Origin of the sequence: Cellulomonas sp. T2.31MG-18 (assembly GCF_964266755.1) — a bacterium.
Classification (GTDB): Bacteria; Actinomycetota; Actinomycetes; order Actinomycetales; family Cellulomonadaceae; genus Cellulomonas.
The window spans coordinates 504775-521824 of the sequence record NZ_CAXWGW010000002.1 but is presented as its reverse complement, the minus strand read 5'-3'; the positions used below and the strand labels follow the sequence as shown (position 1 = coordinate 521824).

Sequence of the window (17050 nt, the reverse complement as noted above, 5' to 3'; positions counted from 1 at the left end):
TCCGGTGCGGACCCGTGCGGTCGGTACCCGTGGGGGCCGCTGCCGGGCGGCCCCCACGGGTCTCGGTTCGGGCGTCAGCTGTTCTTCTGCAGCAGCGACTTCAGCTGGTTGGCGGCGGCGTCGAGCGTCGCGTTGACCGAGCTGGGGTCGTTCTCGATCTTCTCCATGGCCGGGTCGAACACCTCACCCTGGATGGAGGCGAAGTTCGGCTGGCCGGGAGCCAGGCTGCGCGCGTACTTGGCGTACTTGGAGAACATCCCGACGTCGGGGTTCGACGCCAGCGCGGAGTCCGGCACGTTGCTGGTGACCGGCGGGAAGCCCGTGTTCAGCGCGAAGTACGTCTGCGAGTCCACCGTGGTCCAGTACTTGTAGAACTGGGTGGCCGCGTCGGTCTTGGCCTTGTTCGCCTTGGCGCTCAGCGCGAGGCTCGTCGTGTTGCCCAGCGTGATCTGCTGGCCGTTGGGGCCGGTGGGCACCATGGCCAGGCCGTAGTCGATGCCGGCGTTCTTGTAGCCGGTGGTGGCCCACGGACCGTTGACCTCCATCGCGGCGGTGCCGGCCGAGACCAGCTTGTCGGCGTCAGCCCCGGACAGACCCACCGGGGAGATGTGGTCGTTGGCCACCAGGCCGGCCCACTGCGAGGCGACCTTCTTGGTGGCGTCGCTGTTGAGCAGCACCTGGCTGCCGTCGTCGGACGCGATGCCGCCGCCGTTCTGCCACATCAGGATGGGCAGCACCTCGATGGTGTCGTGCACGCCGAGCGCCATGCCGTACTGGGTCGGCTTGCCCTCCGGACCGGAGCCGGTGGTGAGCTTCTTCGCGTCGGCGATCCACTCGTCCCACGTCGTCGGCGGCTTGGTCGGGTCGAGGCCGGCCGCCGTGAACTCCTTCTTGTTGTAGTACAGGAGCACCGGGGTGTTCTCGATGGGCAGGCCGTAGATCTTGCCCTTGTACTTGCCGGCGTCCACCGCGGGGCCGACCAGCGTGGACTTGTCCACCCCGTCGGAGCCGAGCAACGCGTCCAGCGGCTGGATGACGCTCTTGCTGGCGTACACCGGGATCTGGTTGCTGTCGATGCCGATCAGGTCCGGCCCGTTGCCGGAGCCGTACGCGGGCAGCAGCTTCTGGTACAGCACGTCCCACGGCGTGATCTGCATGGTGACGTGCACCTTGGACTGCGACGAGTTGAACCCGTCGACGATGTGCTCCACCGCCGGGCGGTCGGGGCCGGTCAGGCCCGTCCAGAACGTCAGCTCGGTGGTGCCACCACCACCGGCGCCGCCGCTGCTCGACGAGGCGGAGCTACCGCCGCTGCTGCAGCCGGCGAGTGCGAGCGCTGCCGCGCCGACCAGCATGGTGGCCACGGCCTTGTGCCGTCCAAACATGATCTCTCCTCATCGAGAACCAGTTCCAACGTTGGAACCAAGGATGCACTGACCTTCGAGGATCGGTCAACCGGGCCGAAGATAACGATCTGGCAGCGAGGCGGCTGCCCTCAGCGACCCCGAGCGCGCTACGCTCGTCTGACCAGGGGAGAGACCACGCCGACCGCTCTCAAGGGCGCGTCGAAGGAGACGGATCAGCGATGGCAGCCAGCGTGAAGGACGTCGCGGCGCGGGCCGGCGTGTCTCCGAAGACCGTTTCCAACGTTGTCCACAACCGGCCCAAGGTCGCCCCGGAGACCCGCCTGCGGGTGCAGGCCGCGATGGCCGAGCTGGGCTACCAGCCCAACCTGACCGCCCGCTCGCTGCGCTCGGGCCGCACTGGCCTGCTGACCCTGGCGATCCCCAACATCGCCGCCCCGTACTTCGCCGAGCTGGCGCACCTGGTCATCGAGGCGGCCGCCGCGCGCGACTACACGGTGCTGATCGAGGAGACCGAGGGCCTGCGTGCGCGTGAGGTCGACGTGCTCAACGGCGTGCCGCCGCGGCTGTCGGACGGCACCGTGATCAGCCCGCTGGCCCTGAACGCCGACGACGTCCGGGACTTCGCCCCGCGCGGCCCCATCGTGCTGCTCGGCGAGCGCATCGGCGACGGCCCGGCCGACCACGTCGCCGTGGACAACGAGGCGGTCGCCCGGGACGCCACCGCGCACGTCGTCGGCCTCGGCCGGCGCCGCGTCGCCGCCGTCGGCTACCAGGACGACCCGCTGGCCGGCACCTCGCAGCTGCGGTACCGCGGCTTCTGCACGGCCCTCCGCGACGCCGGCCTGGAGGTGCCAGCACCGGTCGCGGTGGACACCTACGAGTGGTCCGACGGCGCGGCGGCGGTGGACGCCCTGCTGCAGCGGGAGACCGTGCCGGACGCGCTGGTGTGCTTCAACGACGAGCTGGCGATCGGCGCGATGCGCCGGCTGTCGGAGCTGGGCTACTCGGTGCCGGGCGACGTCGCGGTGATCGGCATCGACGACATCCCGGAGGCGCGGCACATGATCCCGTCGCTGTCGACGGTCGCGCCGGACAAGGGCGTGCTGGCCGCCACGGTGGTCGACCGGCTGCTCGAGCGGATCGACGGCGCCGCCGAGGGGCCGCGTGACGTGGTGATCCCCCACCGCCTCGTCGTCCGCGAGAGCACCCGCGGCCGGCGGCCCACGACGGCCTGACGCCAGGCCCCGCGCGTCGGGCCGCACGGCAGCACCCTCGACGCTCCTCGGGCGGGACGCCGCCGAAGCTCTTCCACCACGTCACCAATCGTTTGGCGTCCAGGGCGAGCTCGATCCCCGGACCAGCTCGCACGACTGCAAGGTCGCGATGCGGGGCTCGCGCCATTCCTGTTGACAGGTTTGCCAAGCGCTTGGCATGCTCACCATGCTCCACCCTGGAGCACCGGTCGCGAAGGAGCGGTCATGGTCGCCACGCTGCAGACCGTCGCAGCCCGCCTCGGGCTCGACCCGTCCACCGTGTCGCGCGCCTTCAACGAACCGGAGCGCGTGAGCCTGCGGACCCGCCGGCGCATCGCGGAGGTCGCGGAGGAGCTGGGCTACCGCCCCAACAGCGCCGCGCGCGCCCTCGTCACCGGCAGGACCGACACCATCGGCGTCGTCGTGCCCGACGTCGCCAACCCGGTGTTCCCCGAGTTCGTCAAGTCGGCCCAGGCGCACGCCTGGGGCAACGGCCAGGCGGTGCTACTGGCGGGCACCGACGAGAGCCCCGACCGGGAACGGGAGATCGTCAAGCGGCTGCTGCGCCAGGTCGACGGACTCGTCCTGTGCTCCTCGCGCCTGGACCAGGAGGAGATCACCGACCTCGCGGCCCAGACGCACCTGGTGCTGGTCAACCGACGCTTCCCGGGCGTCTCAGCCGTCCTGGTCGACGCCACGGACGGCGTCCGCCAGGCGATGGAGCACCTCGTGGCTCTCGGGCACCGGCGGATCGTCTACGCCGCCGGTCCCGAGCGGTCGTGGTCCGACGCGGAGCGGCGGCGGCTGCTCGCCCAGCAGGCCGAGCGGCTGCGCATCGACCTGGTGGTCGTCGGACCGTTCGTGCCGACGCACGAGGGCGGGGCGGGTGCCGCGGAGGCGGTGCGCGCCACGGGGGCCACCGCGGTGGTGGCCTACAACGACCTGATGGCGCTCGGCATCCAGTCGGCGCTGGCAGTGGCCGGGGTTGCGGTCCCCGACGACATGAGCGTCATGGGCGTGGACGACATCAGCACGTCGGCGATCTCCACGCCGGCGCTCACCACGATCCGGGTCTCGATGGGCGCCGCGGGAGAGGCGAGCGCCCGGCTCATGGCGGAGGTCGCCTCCGGCGCCGTCGCCGACCCGACCGTCGTCACCCTCAGCACCCAGCTGGTGGTGCGCGCCTCCACCGGGCACGCGCCGAGCGCCACGTCCGTCACCGGCTGACCGGCCCAGCACGACACCCGTCACGGCGCCCCGCCGCCGTGACCGTCCCGAGCCATGCCCTGGCTCGCACGTGCCGCACCTCGGCACAGGCAGACGAACGCATCCACCACCGACCCGAGGACACGACCATGGGACTTCAGCTCGAACGCAACGAGGCGTTGGCGCACGAAGCCATCAGCCACGTCATCCAGAAGTACAGCCCGACCGGCAAGCGGATCGGCTGGATGATGATCGCCTCGATCTTCATCGAGGCCTGGGACCTCTACTCCATCTCCTTCCTGCTGATCTTCCTCAAGCAGGAGTTCCACCCGTCGGCCCTCATGCTCGGCTTCACCGCTGCCGGCACCCAGGCCGGGGCGGTCGTCGGCGCGTTGATCGGCGGCTGGCTGTCCGACCGGTTCGGCCGACGCAAGATCTTCCTCAGCACGATGGTGATGTTCATCGTGCTCGGCCTGGCCCAGGCGTTCGCGCCGTCGATGGCCGCGCTCGCCGCCATCCGGCTGCTGCTGGGCATCCCCCTCGGGAGCGACCTCGCCGCTGGCTACACCTACATCATGGAGTCGATGGAGGCCGGCAAGCGCGAGGTCATGGGCAACCGGTGGCAGGCGATGTTCGGCATCGGCGAGGTGGTCTCCATCGGCGTGATCACCGCGATGTTCGGCCTCGGTGTCGCGCCGCACCTGCTCTGGCGGATCGGCCTCGGCCTCGGCGCGCTGCCGGCGCTCGCGCTGCTGCTGCTCCGGCTCGACCTGCCGGAGACCTCGATCTGGCTCATCCAGAAGGGGCGGTTCCGGGAGGCGAAGGCCGTCACGCTGAAGATGTACGACGACCCGCTCGACATGCTGCCGGACACCGACGTCGAGATGGACAAGCCGAAGCTGACCGACTTCCTGCGCGACATCATGAGCGACCGCACCAAGCGGCGCGCCACGATCTTCAGCTGGGTGGCCTCCTGGGCGCAGGCACTGGAGTTCTCGACCTTCGCCTTCTACCTGCCGATCATGTTCGTGCTGGTCGGCGTCTCGGGGATCGTCGCGACGAACTTCCTGAGCATGGGCATCTACCTGATCGCCGTGGTCTCGGGCCTCGTCGGGCCGCAGCTGCTGCCGCGGATCGGCCAGCGGCGGCTCAGCATCTACGGGTTCTCCATCGTCCTGGTGTCCCTGCTCGTCGCCGCCTTCGCGATCGAGAGCAAGACCCTCTGGCTGGTTCCCGTCGCCGCGGCCGCCATGCTCTGGGGCCACTACTGGGACGCCGAGAACGTGATGACCATCCCGTCGATGGTCGCCGCCCCCCGGCAGAAGGGCCTGGCCACCGGGTTCGCGTACATCCACAACAAGCTGCCCGCATTCATCGGGATCTTCCTGTTCCCGACGTTCTTCGGGAGCCTGGGCCAGGCGCGCGCGACCCTGTTCACCGCGGTCTTCCCGCTGGTCGGCCTGATGGCGGCGGTGTTCATCCTCCCCGAGGTCTACGGCTACGTGGAGGTCCGCAGCCGGCGCGCGGGGCTGGCGACGGTGGACGTGGCGGAGGTCCAGCCGTGACGTCGAGGTCACCGCTCACCCGGGCCGGACGACGAGGGGGGCAGCGCCGGTGAAGGTTCTGGTCACGGACCGCAACCTGCAGCCCTACCAGCAGCTGCTGGCCCAGCACGGCCCCACCGGCACCACCTGGTCGTTCGCAGACCCGTCCGACGGGCCCGCTGTGCTCGAGGAGCTGGCGGACGCCGACGTCCTGGTCGGGGCGTCGTTCACCCCGGCGATGGCGGAGGCGGCACCCCGCCTGCGCCTGGTCCACGTCGCCGGCGCCGGTACCGACGGCGTCGACCGCGACGCCCTCGGCTCGCACGTCGCCCTGGCGAACACCTTCCACCACGGCCGCTCGATCGCCGAGTACGTCGTGATGTCGCTGGTGTTCCTCGGCCGGCGCATCGGCGAGGCGGACTCCGCCCTCCGCCGCGGGAGCTGGCGGTCCCCGGTGTACGACCCCGCGCAGCCGCAACCGTCCACCCTCCGGGGTTCGACGGTGGGGTTCCTCGGTTTCGGCAGCATCGGCAGCGAGACGTGGCGGGTGCTGCACGGGTTCGACGTCGACGGCGTCGCGCTCGTCAGACGGCCGGACCGAGTACTCCCGGACGACCGGCTCGACGTGCTGCATGGGCCCGGTGCGCTCGAGGAGCTCCTGGCGCGGGTCGACCACCTGGTCGTCAGCGTTCCGCTGACGGCGCAGACGCAGGGCATGCTCGGCGCGGCAGAGCTGGGCCGGATGCGGCGGACGGCACTCCTGGTCAACGTCGCTCGAGGGCCCGTGGTCCAGGAGCAGGCGCTCTTCGACGCTCTGCAGTCCGGCGCCATCGCCGGCGCCGCGATCGACGTCTGGTACTCGTACCCGGCGGAGGGGTCGCTCGCGCTCCCGAGCAGGCTGCCGTTCGCGGCGCTGCCGAACGTGCTGATGACCCCGCACCTGTCGGGCGTCACGGCGGAGACGTTCCGCCGGCGGGCGCTCGACATCTGCGACAACCTCCACCGCCTCGCGGAGGGCCGAGCTCTGGAGCGCCTCGTCGTACCCGGGCGCCCGGCAGCCGCGCAGGCGGCGCCCGCCACCGCACAGTGAGCAACGGCCGGCCGCGTCGTCGAGGCGCGGCTAGCCCCAGAAGGGAAGCCACGCATGGACAGGATCGAGCGGGTCGACGTCCTCGTCGCAAGCCCGGGGCGCAACTTCGTCACGCTGAAGGTCACGACGGCCGACGGCCTGGTCGGCTGGGGCGACGCAACGGTCAACGGTCGGGAGCTGGCCGTGGCCAGCTACCTGCGCGACCACGTCGCCGAGCTGCTCCTCGGCCGTGACCCGGGCCGGATCGAGGACCTGTGGCAGTACCTGTACCGGGGGGTGTACTGGCGGCGCGGGCCGATCACCATGGCGGCGATCGGGGCGGTGGACATGGCGCTGTGGGACATCCTCGGCAAGCGGACCGGCCAGCCTGTGTACCAGCTCCTGGGGGGACGGGTGCGCGAGGGGCTGCTGGCCTACCGGCACGCGTTCGGATGGGAGACGTCCGAGCTGCTGGACGCGGTAGACCGCCAGCTGGCGGACGGGTACCGCGCGGTGCGCGTGCAGACCGGCGTGCCCGGGCTGCGCACGGTGTACGGCGTGTCGCGAGAGGCCCGGTACGAGCCGGCGGGTCGGGCGGCCGTCCCGTTGGAGGAGGAGTGGGACTCCGCGGCGTACCTGGCGTCGGTGCCCGCGGCGATCGGGGCGGTGCGTGAGCACGTCGGGTCGGGGGTCCGGCTGCTGCACGACGCGCACCACCGGCTGACGCCGATCCAGGCGGCGCGGCTCGGGAAGGCCGTGGAACCGTACGACCTGTTCTGGCTGGAGGACGTGACGCCGGCCGAGGACCAGGAGGCGTTCCGCCTGGTGCGCGAGCACACCACCACCCCGCTGGCCGTCGGCGAGGTGTTCAACACGGTGTGGGACGCCCAGCACCTGATCTCCCACCGGTACATCGACTACATCCGCGCGGCCGTGGTGCACGCGGGCGGCATCAGCCACGTGCGCAAGCTGTTCGCGTTCGCTGACGTGTACGGGGTGAAGGCCGCCCCGCACGGGCCGTCGGACATCTCCCCCATCGCGTTCGCCGCGAGCGTCCACCTGTGCACGGCCACCCACAACTTCGGCATCCACGAGTACATGGGCTACCCGCAGCAGGTGCACGAGGCGTTCCCGCACGCCTGGCACGTCGCCGACGGCTACCTGCAGCCGGGTGACGAGCCGGGGCTCGGGGTGTCCTTCGACGAGTCGCTGGTCGAAGGACACCCCTACCAGCCGGCTTACCTGCCCGTTGCTCGATCGCTGGACGGCACGTTGGTGGACTGGTGAGCATGCGCCCGCTGAGCAGGTCGACCCTCCCGGCCCGAGCATTGATCGGCGCGTCGGCACCCGCGCGGACCGGCATCGTCCACCTCGGCCTGGGCAGCTTCCACCGAGCCCACGCGGCAGTCGACACCGCGCTCGCCATGGCCGTCGGCGGAGGCGATTGGGGCATCCTCGGTGTCGCCAACCGGTCCCGCCGGGTCGTGGAGGGCCTGCGCGCGCAGGACCACCTGTACTCGGTGCTCGAGCTCACCCCGCACGGGCAGCGCGCCGGGGTGGTCGACGTGCACCGGGGCACGCTCGTCGCCGCGGACGACCCGGACGCGGTGCTCTCGGCGGTGGCCGACCCCGCACATCGGATAGTCACCCTCACCATCTCGGAGAAGGGCTACCACCGCTCGGCCTCCACCGGCCTGCTCGACGTGGACGACCCCCGGCTCGCCGCAGACCTGGCCACCGGCCGGCCCCGCACCCTGCTCGGTCAGCTGGCCGTCGGGCTGTGGCACCGAGCGCTGTCGTCCCAAGCGCCGGTCACGGTGCTGTCGTGCGACAACATGCAGCTGGCCGGCACCACCACCGCGCCGATCGTCCACCAGTACCTGGCCGCCGCAGGTGCGCCCGACACCGTGCTCGACACCCTCGCAGCGACGGTCACGTTCCCCAACGCCATGGTCGACCGCATCGTTCCGGCCACCACCGACGCGACCCGAACCGCGGTCGAGCGGCTCCTGGACCTTCACGACGAGGTCCCGGTGCCGGCCGAGCGGTTCTCCATGTGGGTGCTCGAGGACCGGTTCGCCGCGGGCAGGCCGGCGTGGGAGGCGGCCGGCGCGATCTTCACCGACGAGGTCCAGCGCTACGAGCTCGTCAAGCTGCGCCTGCTGAACGGGTGCCACTCGCTGATCGCCTACCTCGGTGCCCTCGACGGTCGGGCGACGATCCCCGAGGCCAGCGCCCAGGACGTCGTCGCCGCCTGCGTCCAGGCGGCGATCGACGACGAGTACCTGCCGAGCATCGAGCTCCCCACCGGCTTCGATGCCGCGGCCTACGTCGTGCAGCTGTTCGACCGATGGTCGAACACCGCTCTGGCCGACGCCACCGCGCGGGTCGGCTCGGACGGGTCCACCAAGCTGCTGCAACGCGTCCCGGAACCGGCCCTGCGCCTGCTGCGCCAGGGCTGCACCCCGCAGCAGCTCGCGCTCACCGTCGCCGCGTGGATCGCCTGCGTGGCACCCCCGGACGGGTTCGACCCCGGCCCGATCGCCGCCCAGATCGACGAACCCCACCGCGCCGACCTGGCCCGCGCGACCGCCGGCACGACGACCCTCGCGGGCCACGTCGAGGCCATCATGACCGGCGGGTTCTTCCCCACCGCGCTGGCCGAGGAGCGCCGGTTCACCGACCGCGTGACGCAGCTGCTCGACGTCATCGTCCGCCACGGCATCCGGACCGCCGCGGCCGACGCCCTCGCCTCTCGCGACGTCTGCACGCCGCCAGGCGCCCGCACGACCCCCGAGCACGAGGTGGCACGTCGATGAGAGCCCTGACCATCCACGGCAAGCAGGACCTGCGCCAGGACGAGGTGCCCACCCCCGAACCAGGACCGGGCCAGGTGCGCCTGCGCATGGCCTACGCCGGCATCTGCGGCTCCGACCTGCACTACTACTTCCACGGCGCCAACGGCCAGTTCGTCGTCCGCGAACCCCTGGTACCCGGCCACGAGCTGTCCGGGACCGTCGAGCTCGACCCGTCCGGCGCCCTGCCCACCGGGACGCCCGTGACCGTGCACCCGGCGACCTTCGGACCGGCGCTGCCCGAGGTCCCCGGCAAGCGGCACCTGTGGCCGGGCGGCAGCTACCTCGGCAGCGCCTCCGGCTGGCCCCACACCCAGGGCGGCATGTCGGAGTATCTCGTCGTCGACCGCGAGATGGTCCGCACCCTTCCCCCCACCCTGTCGTTGGCGACCGCGGCTCTCGCCGAACCCCTCGCAGTCGCCCTGCACGCCATCCGGATCGCCGGCGGGGTCCGGGCCAAGGACGTGCTGGTCAACGGTTCGGGTCCGATCGGCCTGCTGGTCACCGCGGCCGCGGTGGCTCTCGGCGCCCGGGTGACCGCGAGCGACGTGCTGCCCGAGCCGCTCGAGCGCGCCTCCGCTGTCGGGGCGCACCGCGCGGTGCAGGTCGGCCTGGAACCCGTCGGCACCGAGGCCTACGACGTCGTCTTCGAGTGCTCCGGCGTACCGGCCGCGATCTCGTCCACCTTCGTCGCGGTCCGGCGCGCCGGCGTCGTGGTTCAGGTCGGCATGGTCCCGGACGAGCCGGCTCCGGTGGCGGTGGCGCCGCTGATCGCCAAGGAGGCCGAGTACCGCGGCTGCTTCCGGTTCGACGACGAGATCGACGATGCCGTCCGGATGCTCGACGACAACCCGGCGTTCGCGCAGGTGATCACGCACACCGTGCGGGCGCAGGACGCGGTCGAGGCCTTCACCGTGGCGCGGGACTCCCGCGCGTCGGGGAAGGTGCTCGTCTCGCTCTGGCGGGACTGACCCTGGCGGCTCGTGGGCCGGTGCGACGTCGTCGCCGGGCCGGCCCTAGGGCCTCGGCGTGAGCTTGATCGCCCGTGCGCCCGCGGCCCACGCCAGGTGCAGGTCCACCGGGTCGGGCTGACCGGCCGCGTCCAGGCCGATGCGGTTGAACGCCGCGAACTGGTGGTTGCGGCTCGCCATCAGCGCGTACGCGGCGACGACACCGGGCTCGTCGGTCACCACCTCGACGTCCGCCGAGCGCCGCAGGCCCTTCAGCCGGACATCGACCTTCTCGCCGCTGCGCAGGTTGCGCGCCCACGCGAAGGGCGTGCCGATCAGCAGCGCACCCTCGTCCGGGACGTAGGCGACGGGGACGGTGTAGCGGCGCCCGGTCTTGCGGCCCACCACGTACAGCGTGATCAGCCTGCGGCCCACCACCCGGCACACCAGCGGCGTCCGCAGCAGGCCGCGCACCAGGCGGTTCGCCAGCCGCTGCCCCGGCAGGGTCCGGGCCCGGACCTCGGGGGCGCGTGCGTCGTCCGTGGCGGTGCGGTTCTCGTCCATCTGGCTCCTTGGGTGTCACCTTGAGGGCGTGCGGTTCGTCACCGTGATGACGGACTGGGACGAAGGAAGGTGACGAAGGAAGGTGACGGTGGACGACGGCGACGGGGTGGCGGCGACCTTCGAGGCGCAGCGCGGGCACCTGCACGCGGTGGCCTACCGGATGCTCGGCTCGCTCAGCGACGCCGAGGACGCGGTGCAGGAGACGTGGCTGCGGCTGGCGCGCTCGGACCCGGACGAGATCCGCAACCTCGGCGGCTGGCTCACCACCGTGGTCAGCCGCGTGTGCCTCGACATGCTGCGGACCCGGCAGACGCGACGCGAGGACCCGCTCGAGGTCCACCTGCCCGACCCGGTGGTCACCCAGGCGCCGCGGACCGGCCCGGAGGAGCAGGCGGTGGCGGCCGACTCGGTGGGCCTCGCGCTGCTCGTGGTCCTCGACACCCTGTCGCCCGCCGAGCGGCTCGCGTTCGTCCTGCACGACGTCTTCGCGGTGCCGTTCGACGAGGTCGCGACGATCCTCGACCGCACCCCGGACGCCGCCAAGCAGCTGGCCAGCCGCGCACGACGACGCGTCCGCGGCGCCGAACCGAGCGGGCGGGTCGACTCCCGACGGCACCGGCAGGTGGTCGACGCCTTCCTCGCGGCGTCCCGCGAGGGCGACCTCGACGGGCTGCTCGCCGTCCTCGACCCCGACGTGGTGCTGCGCGCCGACGCGGGCAGCGGGCCGCTGGGACCGTCGCAGCTGGTCCGCGGCGCGCCCGCGGTGGCGCGTCAGGCGCTCCGGTTCGCCTCGCTGGCCGTGCACGCCCGGCCGGTGCTGGTGAACGACAGGCCCGGACTGCTCGGCGTCCGGGACGGCACCCCGTTCACCCTGCTGAGCGTGGCCGTGCGAGGCGACGTGATCGTCGAGATCGACATCCTCGCGGACCCGCAACGGCTCGCCCGGCTCGACCTCGCGGGCCTGACCGACCGCTGAACGGGCGCCGGCGCGCGATCCGCCGTCAGTCGGACGGCCGAGCCTCGGCGCGGTGGGTGCGCAGGCCGTCCATCAGCAGGTCGAGCAGCCGGGCGCCCTGGCCCTCCCGCGCCGACGTCCCGGCGACGGTGAACACGCCGATCAGCGCGGCGGCCACGTCGTCCGCCCGCACGTCGGCCCGCAGCTCTCCGGCGTCCCGGCCGGCCCCGAGGATGCTGTCGATCGCCGCCAGCAGCTGGTCCCGCGTCTGCAGGTGCGTGACGGACCCGGCGTCGACCATCTCGCGCAGGGTGTCGACCATGCCGTGCTTGGTGACCAGCCAGTCGCCGAACAGGTCCATCCAGAGGCGCAGGGCGTCGGCCGGCGCGTGCTCGGCGAGCAGCTGGTCGGCGCCACGGGTCAGCCGGTCCACCTGGTCGCGGTAGACCGCGTCCACCAGCGACTCCCGCGTCGGGAAGTGCCGGTACAGCGTGGCGATGCCGACGCCGGCCTCACGGGCGATCGCCCGCATGGACGGCTCGGCGTCGGCGGAGGCGAACACCCGGGTCGCGGCCGCGAGCACCACGTCGCGGTTGCGGGCGGCATCGGCGCGCAGGCCGGGGTTCCCACTCAAACGGATCATGCTCCACTTATGCACTAGGCTCGTCGTACAACCGGAACACGTTCCACTTTACCTGTTCTCTTCCCGACGAGAGCGAGACCGCGATGCCCATCAAGCCCACCACCGCTCCGCAGACCATGCGCACCGTCCGCTTCCACGAGTACGGCGACGCCGCCGACGTGCTCCGGCTCGAGACAGCGCCCGTCCCCGAGCCGGGCCCGGGCCGCATCCGCGTCACCGTGCACGCCTGCGGCCTCGCGCCCGCCGACTGGGCGCTGTGCGGCGGGCTCTTCGCCGGCCTGCTGCCGCGCGGCATCGGCATCGACGTGTCCGGCACGGTCGACGCGGTCGGTCCGGACGTCACCGGCGTGGCGATCGGCGACCTCGTCGTCGGCACCGCCGACTGGCGTGAGTCCACCACCGCGGGCGCCTCCGACCATGCCGTGATGAACCGCTGGGTGCCGGTCCCGGCCGGCCTGGACCTGACGGAGGCCGCCGCGTTGCCGATGGCCGTCGACACCGCCTACCGGCACCTGGCGCTGCTGGGCCTCGAGCCCGGCACGACGCTCCTGGTCAACGGCGCGGGCACCACCATCGGGTTCGCCGCCGTGCAGATCGCGCTGGTGCGCGGCCTGCGGGTCGTCGCCACCGCCGGCCCCACGCACACCGCCGCGCTCCACCAGCTGGGCGCCACCGTCACCTCGTACGGCCCCGGGCTGGCCGACCGGGTGCGGGCCGCGATGGGCGGCCCGGTCGACCTGGTGCTCGACACCGCGCCGGTCACGGGGGTGCTGCCGGAGCTGGTCGCCGCGGCGGGCGGCCAGGCGCAGCACGTGCTGACCATCACCGACATCGAGCACGCGCCCGCGCTCGGCGTGCGGGACAGCTTCCACGAGGACTGGTCGCACTCGGTCGATGGGCTCGCCGAGTTCGTCGGCCTGGCCGGGCAGGGGCGGTTCAGCGTGCCGATCGCCCGGACGTTCGCACTCGAGGACTGGCGTGCGGCTCTGGAGCTGAGCCGCAGCAACCAGGCGCACGGCAAGCTGCTGCTGCTCCCCGGCGCGTGAGGACCGAGGCGATGCGGCGGTTCCGACGACCGTCGGCTTGACCATTTCGATAATGGTTCTCACTATTGACCCATGACTCTCCCCCGGTGCCGGCTGTCCCGGCTCGCTCTGGCCGTCCCCGCGATCACCGTCGTCGCGACCCTCGCCGCCTGCGCGGGCAGCCCCGCCGCCGGGACGACGGCGGGCGCGTCGGGCAGCACGGCGACCGCCGGTGCGGTGCCGGTGGTGGCAAGCACCAACGTCTACGGGAGCCTGGTCACCGCGGTCGGCGGCAGCGCGGTCAGCGTGACCTCCCTGATCAGCGACCCGTCGGCCGACCCGCACTCGTACCAGGCGAGCGCGCAGACGCAGCTCGTGCTGTCCAAGGCGAAGCTGGTGGTGGAGAACGGCGGCGGGTACGACGACTTCGTCGACACCATGCTCGGCGCGCTGCCCGACCGTCCCACGGTGATCAACGCGGTGGACGTGTCCGGCAAGGCAGCCTCCGCCGGCAAGCAGCTCAACGAGCACGTCTGGTACGACCTGCCGAGCATGGTGCTCGTGGTGCAGCGGATCAGCAGCGCCCTGCAGCAGCTCGCCCCCGCTCAGTCGGCCCAGATCTCGGCCAACGCCGCGGCGCTGACCACGCAGCTGCAGGGCATCGAGAGCTCGGTGGCCCAGCTCAAGGCCGCCCACGCCGGGCAGGGGGTAGCCATCACCGAGCCCGTGCCGCTGTACCTGCTCGACGCCGCCGGCCTGGTGAACCGGACACCGCCCGAGCTGTCGGCGGCCATCGAGGACGAGACCGACGTGTCCCCCGCCGTCCTGCAGCAGACACTCCAGCTGTTCACCTCGCACTCCGTGGCGGCCCTCGTCTACAACGCGCAGACGACGGGCGCCCAGACGGACCAGCTGATCGCGGCCGCCAAGCAGGCCGGCGTGCCCACCGTCCCGGTCACCGAGACGCTGCCGCCCGGCGACACCTACGTCACCTGGATGCAGGCCAACGTGGCCGCTCTGAGCCAGGCGCTGGGCCGATGAGCGCCCCGCTGGAGCTGCGCGGCGCCGGGCTGGCGTTCGGCGGCCGCACGCTGTGGTCGGGTCTGGACCTGACCGTGGAGCCGGGTGAGCTGGTCACCGTGCTCGGCCCCAACGGCGCAGGCAAGACGACGTTGCTGCGCGTGGCCCTGGGCCTGCAGCCACTGACCTTCGGCGAGGCGCTGGTCGACGGGCGTGCCCTGCGGCGTGGCAGCCGGTCGGTGGGCTACGTGCCGCAGCAGCGGCGCATCGACCCGGCCGTGCCGGTCCGCGCCCGGGACCTGGTGCGCATGGGTCTGGACGGTGACCGCTGGGGACCCGGTTGGGGCCGCCGGCACCGGCGCGAGGTGGACGAGCTGCTGGCCGCCGTCGGCGCGAGCGACTACGCCGACGCCCCGGTGGGGCTGCTGTCCGGGGGTGAGCAGCAGCGCGTCCGCATCGCGCAGGCGCTGGCCACGCACCCGCGCCTGCTGCTGTGCGACGAGCCGCTGCTGTCCCTGGACCCCGGTCGGCAGCAGGAGATGGTGGCGCTGATCGACCGGGTGCGGCGCACCACCGACGCCGCCGTGGTGCTGGTCACCCACGAGGTGAACCCGGTGCTGCGCTACACCGATCGGCTCCTGTACCTCACGCCGAGCGGCCACGCCGCCGGCACCCCGGACCAGGTGCTCACCACCCGCCGGCTCAGCGCGCTGTACGGGACGCGCGTGGAGGTGCTGCGTTCCGGTGACCGCCTGCTGATCGTCGGCGGCGAGTCCGGCGTGCACCACCTCGACGAGCGGGACGACGAGACGCAGGACGGGATGATCGCGTGACGGACTGGTGGAACCACCTGGTCGACTTCCACGACTACGGCCAGCTGCTGGCCCTGGTGCACAACTCGCTCATCGCGGGGGCCGTGCTCGGCCTGGTCGGCGGGCTGGCCGGGGTGGTGGTCGCCCAGCGCGACCTGCCCTTCGCCGTGCACGGCATCAGCGAGCTGTCGTTCGCCGGCGCCTCCGTGGCGCTGCTCGTCGGCGCCGATGTGGCCGCCGGCTCGGTGGTCGGATCCGTGCTCGCCGCGGCGCTGATCGGCGTGCTCGGGGTGCGGGCCCGCGAGCGCAGCTCGATCATCGGCGTCCTCATGCCGTTCGGCCTGGGCCTGGGCGTGCTGGCGCTGTCGCTCTACCAGGGCAGGGTGGCCAACAAGTTCGGACTGCTCACCGGGCAGATCGTCGCCGTGGACAGCACGCGGCTCGGCGTGCTGCTGGGGATCTCCGCCGTCGTGGTGGTGGGGCTGCTGGTGCTGTGGCGCCCGCTCGTGTTCGCAGGCGTCGACCCGGAGGTCGCGGAGGCCCGCGGGGTTCCCACCCGGGCACTCTCACTGGCGTTCATGCTGCTGCTCGGGCTGGCGGTGGCCCTCGCCGTGCAGGTGGTCGGCGCCCTGCTGGTGCTGTCGCTCCTGGTCACGCCAGCCGCGGCGGCCGCCCGGGTGACGGCGTCGCCCCTGCGGATGACGCTGCTCAGCATCACGTTCGCGGTGGTCAGCGCGGTCGGCGGCATCCTGCTGGCGCTGGGCGCGAGCGTGCCGATCAGCCCGTACATCACCACGATCTCGTTCGGCATCTACCTGGTGTGCCGGGTTGTGGGTGCGCGGCGGCTGCGGCGCGGAGGGGGCCCCCGGTTGGTGAGCCCGAGCCGGTCGCTGGAGCCCGTGGGTCAGCGAGCCTGAAGGTCCGCCTCGACGTCGGCCTTCCACTGCGGCTTCTCGGCCCGCCAGCCCTCGTCGTCCCGGCCCAGCCGCCAGTAGCCGGAGATCGACGCCGCCCGGTCGCGCGGCACCTGCCGGTCGGCCAGCAGGTGCCGGCGCAGGGTGCGGACGAAGCCCGCCTCGCCGTGCAGGAACACCTGGGGATCACCGGACGGGAACGCCATCGCGGTCACGGTCTCCACCAGGAGCTCGCCACGCGGGCGGCCGTCCCGGTGCAGCCAGACGACCTGCGCGGACGGCGGCGCCTGGATCGCCACCTCGTCGTCCGGCCCCTCGACTTCGATTACCGCCCGTGCCGCCGCCCCGGCCGCCAGCCGCTCGACCGCGACGGCGATCGCCGGCAGCGAGCTCTCGTCGCCGACCAGCAGGTGCCAGGCGGCCGCGGGATCAGGCTCGTACCCACCGCCCGGCCCGATGAGCTGCACCTGGTCACCGGCCTGCGCGGCCTGCGCCCACGGTCCGGCCAGCCCCTCCGCACCGTGCACCGCGACGTCGATCGTCAGCTCCCGCGCCGCGGCGTCCCACACGCGCACGGTGTATGTACGGCGCGCCGGCCGGTCCTGCTCCGGACGCGGGAAGACGAGCTTCACGTACTGGTCGGCGAGCCCGTTGGCGGTGAACCCGGCCAGCCCGGGACCGCCGAGCACCACCCGGACCATCGAGCAACTCAGCTGCTCCTTGCGAAGGACGGTCGCGACGAACGGTTCGGGACGCTCAGCAGACGGCACCCCGCGAATCTACGTGGCCGCCCTGTGTCGACTTCTCCTTCATGACGCCTCGGAAAGGCGAACGCGCGACGGCGCATCGCCGCACAAGGGCGCCCGCGATCGA

The 17050-nt window shown here is 72.6% G+C and carries 16 protein-coding genes; 12 read left to right on the top strand and 4 right to left on the bottom strand.

What is annotated here, in order from left to right:
- Window positions 1-74: 74 nt before the first annotated feature.
- Window positions 75-1385 carry an ABC transporter substrate-binding protein gene (locus ACFQTY_RS10280; protein WP_378100028.1) on the bottom strand — a complete coding sequence of 437 codons (1311 nt, stop codon included), beginning with the start codon at window positions 1383-1385 and terminating at the stop codon, window positions 75-77.
- Window positions 1386-1585: 200 nt separating this feature from the next.
- Between ACFQTY_RS10280 and ACFQTY_RS10275 the strand changes: the two genes are divergently transcribed.
- From ACFQTY_RS10275 to ACFQTY_RS10245, 7 genes are all read left to right on the top strand, one after another.
- Window positions 1586-2602 (top strand): LacI family DNA-binding transcriptional regulator, encoded by a 1017-nt coding sequence (locus ACFQTY_RS10275; protein ID WP_378100026.1) that lies wholly within the window; start codon window positions 1586-1588, stop codon window positions 2600-2602.
- A gap of 243 nt (window positions 2603-2845) precedes the next feature.
- Complete coding sequence (locus ACFQTY_RS10270; protein ID WP_378100024.1) at window positions 2846-3847, top strand: LacI family DNA-binding transcriptional regulator; 1002 nt, start codon at window positions 2846-2848, stop codon at window positions 3845-3847.
- Between the two features lie 128 nt (window positions 3848-3975).
- Window positions 3976-5391 (top strand): MFS transporter, encoded by a 1416-nt coding sequence (locus tag ACFQTY_RS10265; RefSeq protein WP_378100022.1) that lies wholly within the window; start codon window positions 3976-3978, stop codon window positions 5389-5391.
- Between the two features lie 49 nt (window positions 5392-5440).
- Window positions 5441-6460, top strand: a complete 1020-nt coding sequence (locus ACFQTY_RS10260) for a 2-hydroxyacid dehydrogenase (protein ID WP_378100020.1) — start codon at window positions 5441-5443, stop codon at window positions 6458-6460.
- A gap of 54 nt (window positions 6461-6514) precedes the next feature.
- Window positions 6515-7726: a D-mannonate dehydratase ManD gene (manD, locus tag ACFQTY_RS10255; protein ID WP_378100018.1), complete on the top strand. Its 1212-nt coding sequence runs from the start codon at window positions 6515-6517 to the stop codon at window positions 7724-7726.
- 2 nt (window positions 7727-7728) lie between these two features.
- Window positions 7729-9258, top strand: coding sequence for a mannitol dehydrogenase family protein (locus ACFQTY_RS10250; protein WP_378100723.1), 1530 nt, complete (start codon window positions 7729-7731; stop codon window positions 9256-9258).
- A complete protein-coding gene (locus ACFQTY_RS10245) occupies window positions 9255-10265 on the top strand; it encodes an L-idonate 5-dehydrogenase (RefSeq protein WP_378100016.1) in 1011 nt (336 codons plus the stop codon). The genes ACFQTY_RS10250 and ACFQTY_RS10245 overlap by 4 nt, the downstream gene beginning before the upstream one ends.
- A 45-nt stretch (window positions 10266-10310) precedes the next feature.
- Here the strand turns inward: ACFQTY_RS10245 and ACFQTY_RS10240 are convergent, their stop codons facing one another.
- The gene (locus tag ACFQTY_RS10240) at window positions 10311-10808 is read right to left on the bottom strand and encodes a nitroreductase/quinone reductase family protein (protein WP_378100014.1); all 498 of its coding nucleotides are present in this window, start codon (window positions 10806-10808) and stop codon (window positions 10311-10313) included.
- Window positions 10809-10890: 82 nt separating this feature from the next.
- Between ACFQTY_RS10240 and sigJ the strand changes: the two genes are divergently transcribed.
- Window positions 10891-11784: an RNA polymerase sigma factor SigJ gene (sigJ, locus tag ACFQTY_RS10235; protein ID WP_378100012.1), complete on the top strand. Its 894-nt coding sequence runs from the start codon at window positions 10891-10893 to the stop codon at window positions 11782-11784.
- Window positions 11785-11809: 25 nt separating this feature from the next.
- Here the strand turns inward: sigJ and ACFQTY_RS10230 are convergent, their stop codons facing one another.
- Window positions 11810-12406: a TetR/AcrR family transcriptional regulator gene (locus ACFQTY_RS10230; protein WP_378100010.1), complete on the bottom strand. Its 597-nt coding sequence runs from the start codon at window positions 12404-12406 to the stop codon at window positions 11810-11812.
- Window positions 12407-12489: 83 nt separating this feature from the next.
- Between ACFQTY_RS10230 and ACFQTY_RS10225 the strand changes: the two genes are divergently transcribed.
- The 4 genes from ACFQTY_RS10225 to ACFQTY_RS10210 all read left to right on the top strand — a co-directional run bounded on the left by ACFQTY_RS10225 (window position 12490) and on the right by ACFQTY_RS10210 (window position 16180).
- The gene (locus tag ACFQTY_RS10225) at window positions 12490-13452 is read left to right on the top strand and encodes an NADP-dependent oxidoreductase (RefSeq protein WP_378100008.1); all 963 of its coding nucleotides are present in this window, start codon (window positions 12490-12492) and stop codon (window positions 13450-13452) included.
- Between the two features lie 72 nt (window positions 13453-13524).
- On the top strand, window positions 13525-14472 hold the full coding sequence (locus tag ACFQTY_RS10220; protein WP_378100006.1) for a metal ABC transporter solute-binding protein, Zn/Mn family: 948 nt from the start codon (window positions 13525-13527) through the stop codon (window positions 14470-14472).
- Window positions 14469-15284, top strand: a complete 816-nt coding sequence (locus tag ACFQTY_RS10215; protein ID WP_378100004.1) for a metal ABC transporter ATP-binding protein — start codon at window positions 14469-14471, stop codon at window positions 15282-15284. The genes ACFQTY_RS10220 and ACFQTY_RS10215 overlap by 4 nt, the downstream gene beginning before the upstream one ends.
- Entirely contained in the window at window positions 15281-16180 is a 900-nt protein-coding gene (locus ACFQTY_RS10210) for a metal ABC transporter permease (protein WP_378100002.1), read from the top strand. The genes ACFQTY_RS10215 and ACFQTY_RS10210 overlap by 4 nt, the downstream gene beginning before the upstream one ends.
- On the opposite strand, the gene ACFQTY_RS10205 is transcribed toward ACFQTY_RS10210, so the two are convergent.
- Window positions 16168-16947: a siderophore-interacting protein gene (locus ACFQTY_RS10205; protein WP_378100000.1), complete on the bottom strand. Its 780-nt coding sequence runs from the start codon at window positions 16945-16947 to the stop codon at window positions 16168-16170. The two genes, ACFQTY_RS10210 and ACFQTY_RS10205, sit on opposite strands and share 13 nt — an antisense overlap.
- Window positions 16948-17050 lie beyond the last annotated feature (103 nt).

Coding starts and splice junctions, on each gene's coding strand:
- ACFQTY_RS10280 (WP_378100028.1), bottom strand. CDS start 1,385: ATGTTTGGACGGCACAAGGCCGTGGCCACCATGCTGGTCGGCGCGGCA.
- ACFQTY_RS10275 (WP_378100026.1), top strand. CDS start 1,586: ATGGCAGCCAGCGTGAAGGACGTCGCGGCGCGGGCCGGCGTGTCTCCG.
- ACFQTY_RS10270 (WP_378100024.1), top strand. CDS start 2,846: ATGGTCGCCACGCTGCAGACCGTCGCAGCCCGCCTCGGGCTCGACCCG.
- ACFQTY_RS10265 (WP_378100022.1), top strand. CDS start 3,976: ATGGGACTTCAGCTCGAACGCAACGAGGCGTTGGCGCACGAAGCCATC.
- manD (WP_378100018.1), top strand. CDS start 6,515: ATGGACAGGATCGAGCGGGTCGACGTCCTCGTCGCAAGCCCGGGGCGC.
- ACFQTY_RS10250 (WP_378100723.1), top strand. CDS start 7,729: ATGCGCCCGCTGAGCAGGTCGACCCTCCCGGCCCGAGCATTGATCGGC.
- ACFQTY_RS10245 (WP_378100016.1), top strand. CDS start 9,255: ATGAGAGCCCTGACCATCCACGGCAAGCAGGACCTGCGCCAGGACGAG.
- ACFQTY_RS10240 (WP_378100014.1), bottom strand. CDS start 10,808: ATGGACGAGAACCGCACCGCCACGGACGACGCACGCGCCCCCGAGGTC.
- ACFQTY_RS10230 (WP_378100010.1), bottom strand. CDS start 12,406: ATGATCCGTTTGAGTGGGAACCCCGGCCTGCGCGCCGATGCCGCCCGC.
- ACFQTY_RS10225 (WP_378100008.1), top strand. CDS start 12,490: ATGCCCATCAAGCCCACCACCGCTCCGCAGACCATGCGCACCGTCCGC.
- ACFQTY_RS10220 (WP_378100006.1), top strand. CDS start 13,525: ATGACTCTCCCCCGGTGCCGGCTGTCCCGGCTCGCTCTGGCCGTCCCC.
- ACFQTY_RS10215 (WP_378100004.1), top strand. CDS start 14,469: ATGAGCGCCCCGCTGGAGCTGCGCGGCGCCGGGCTGGCGTTCGGCGGC.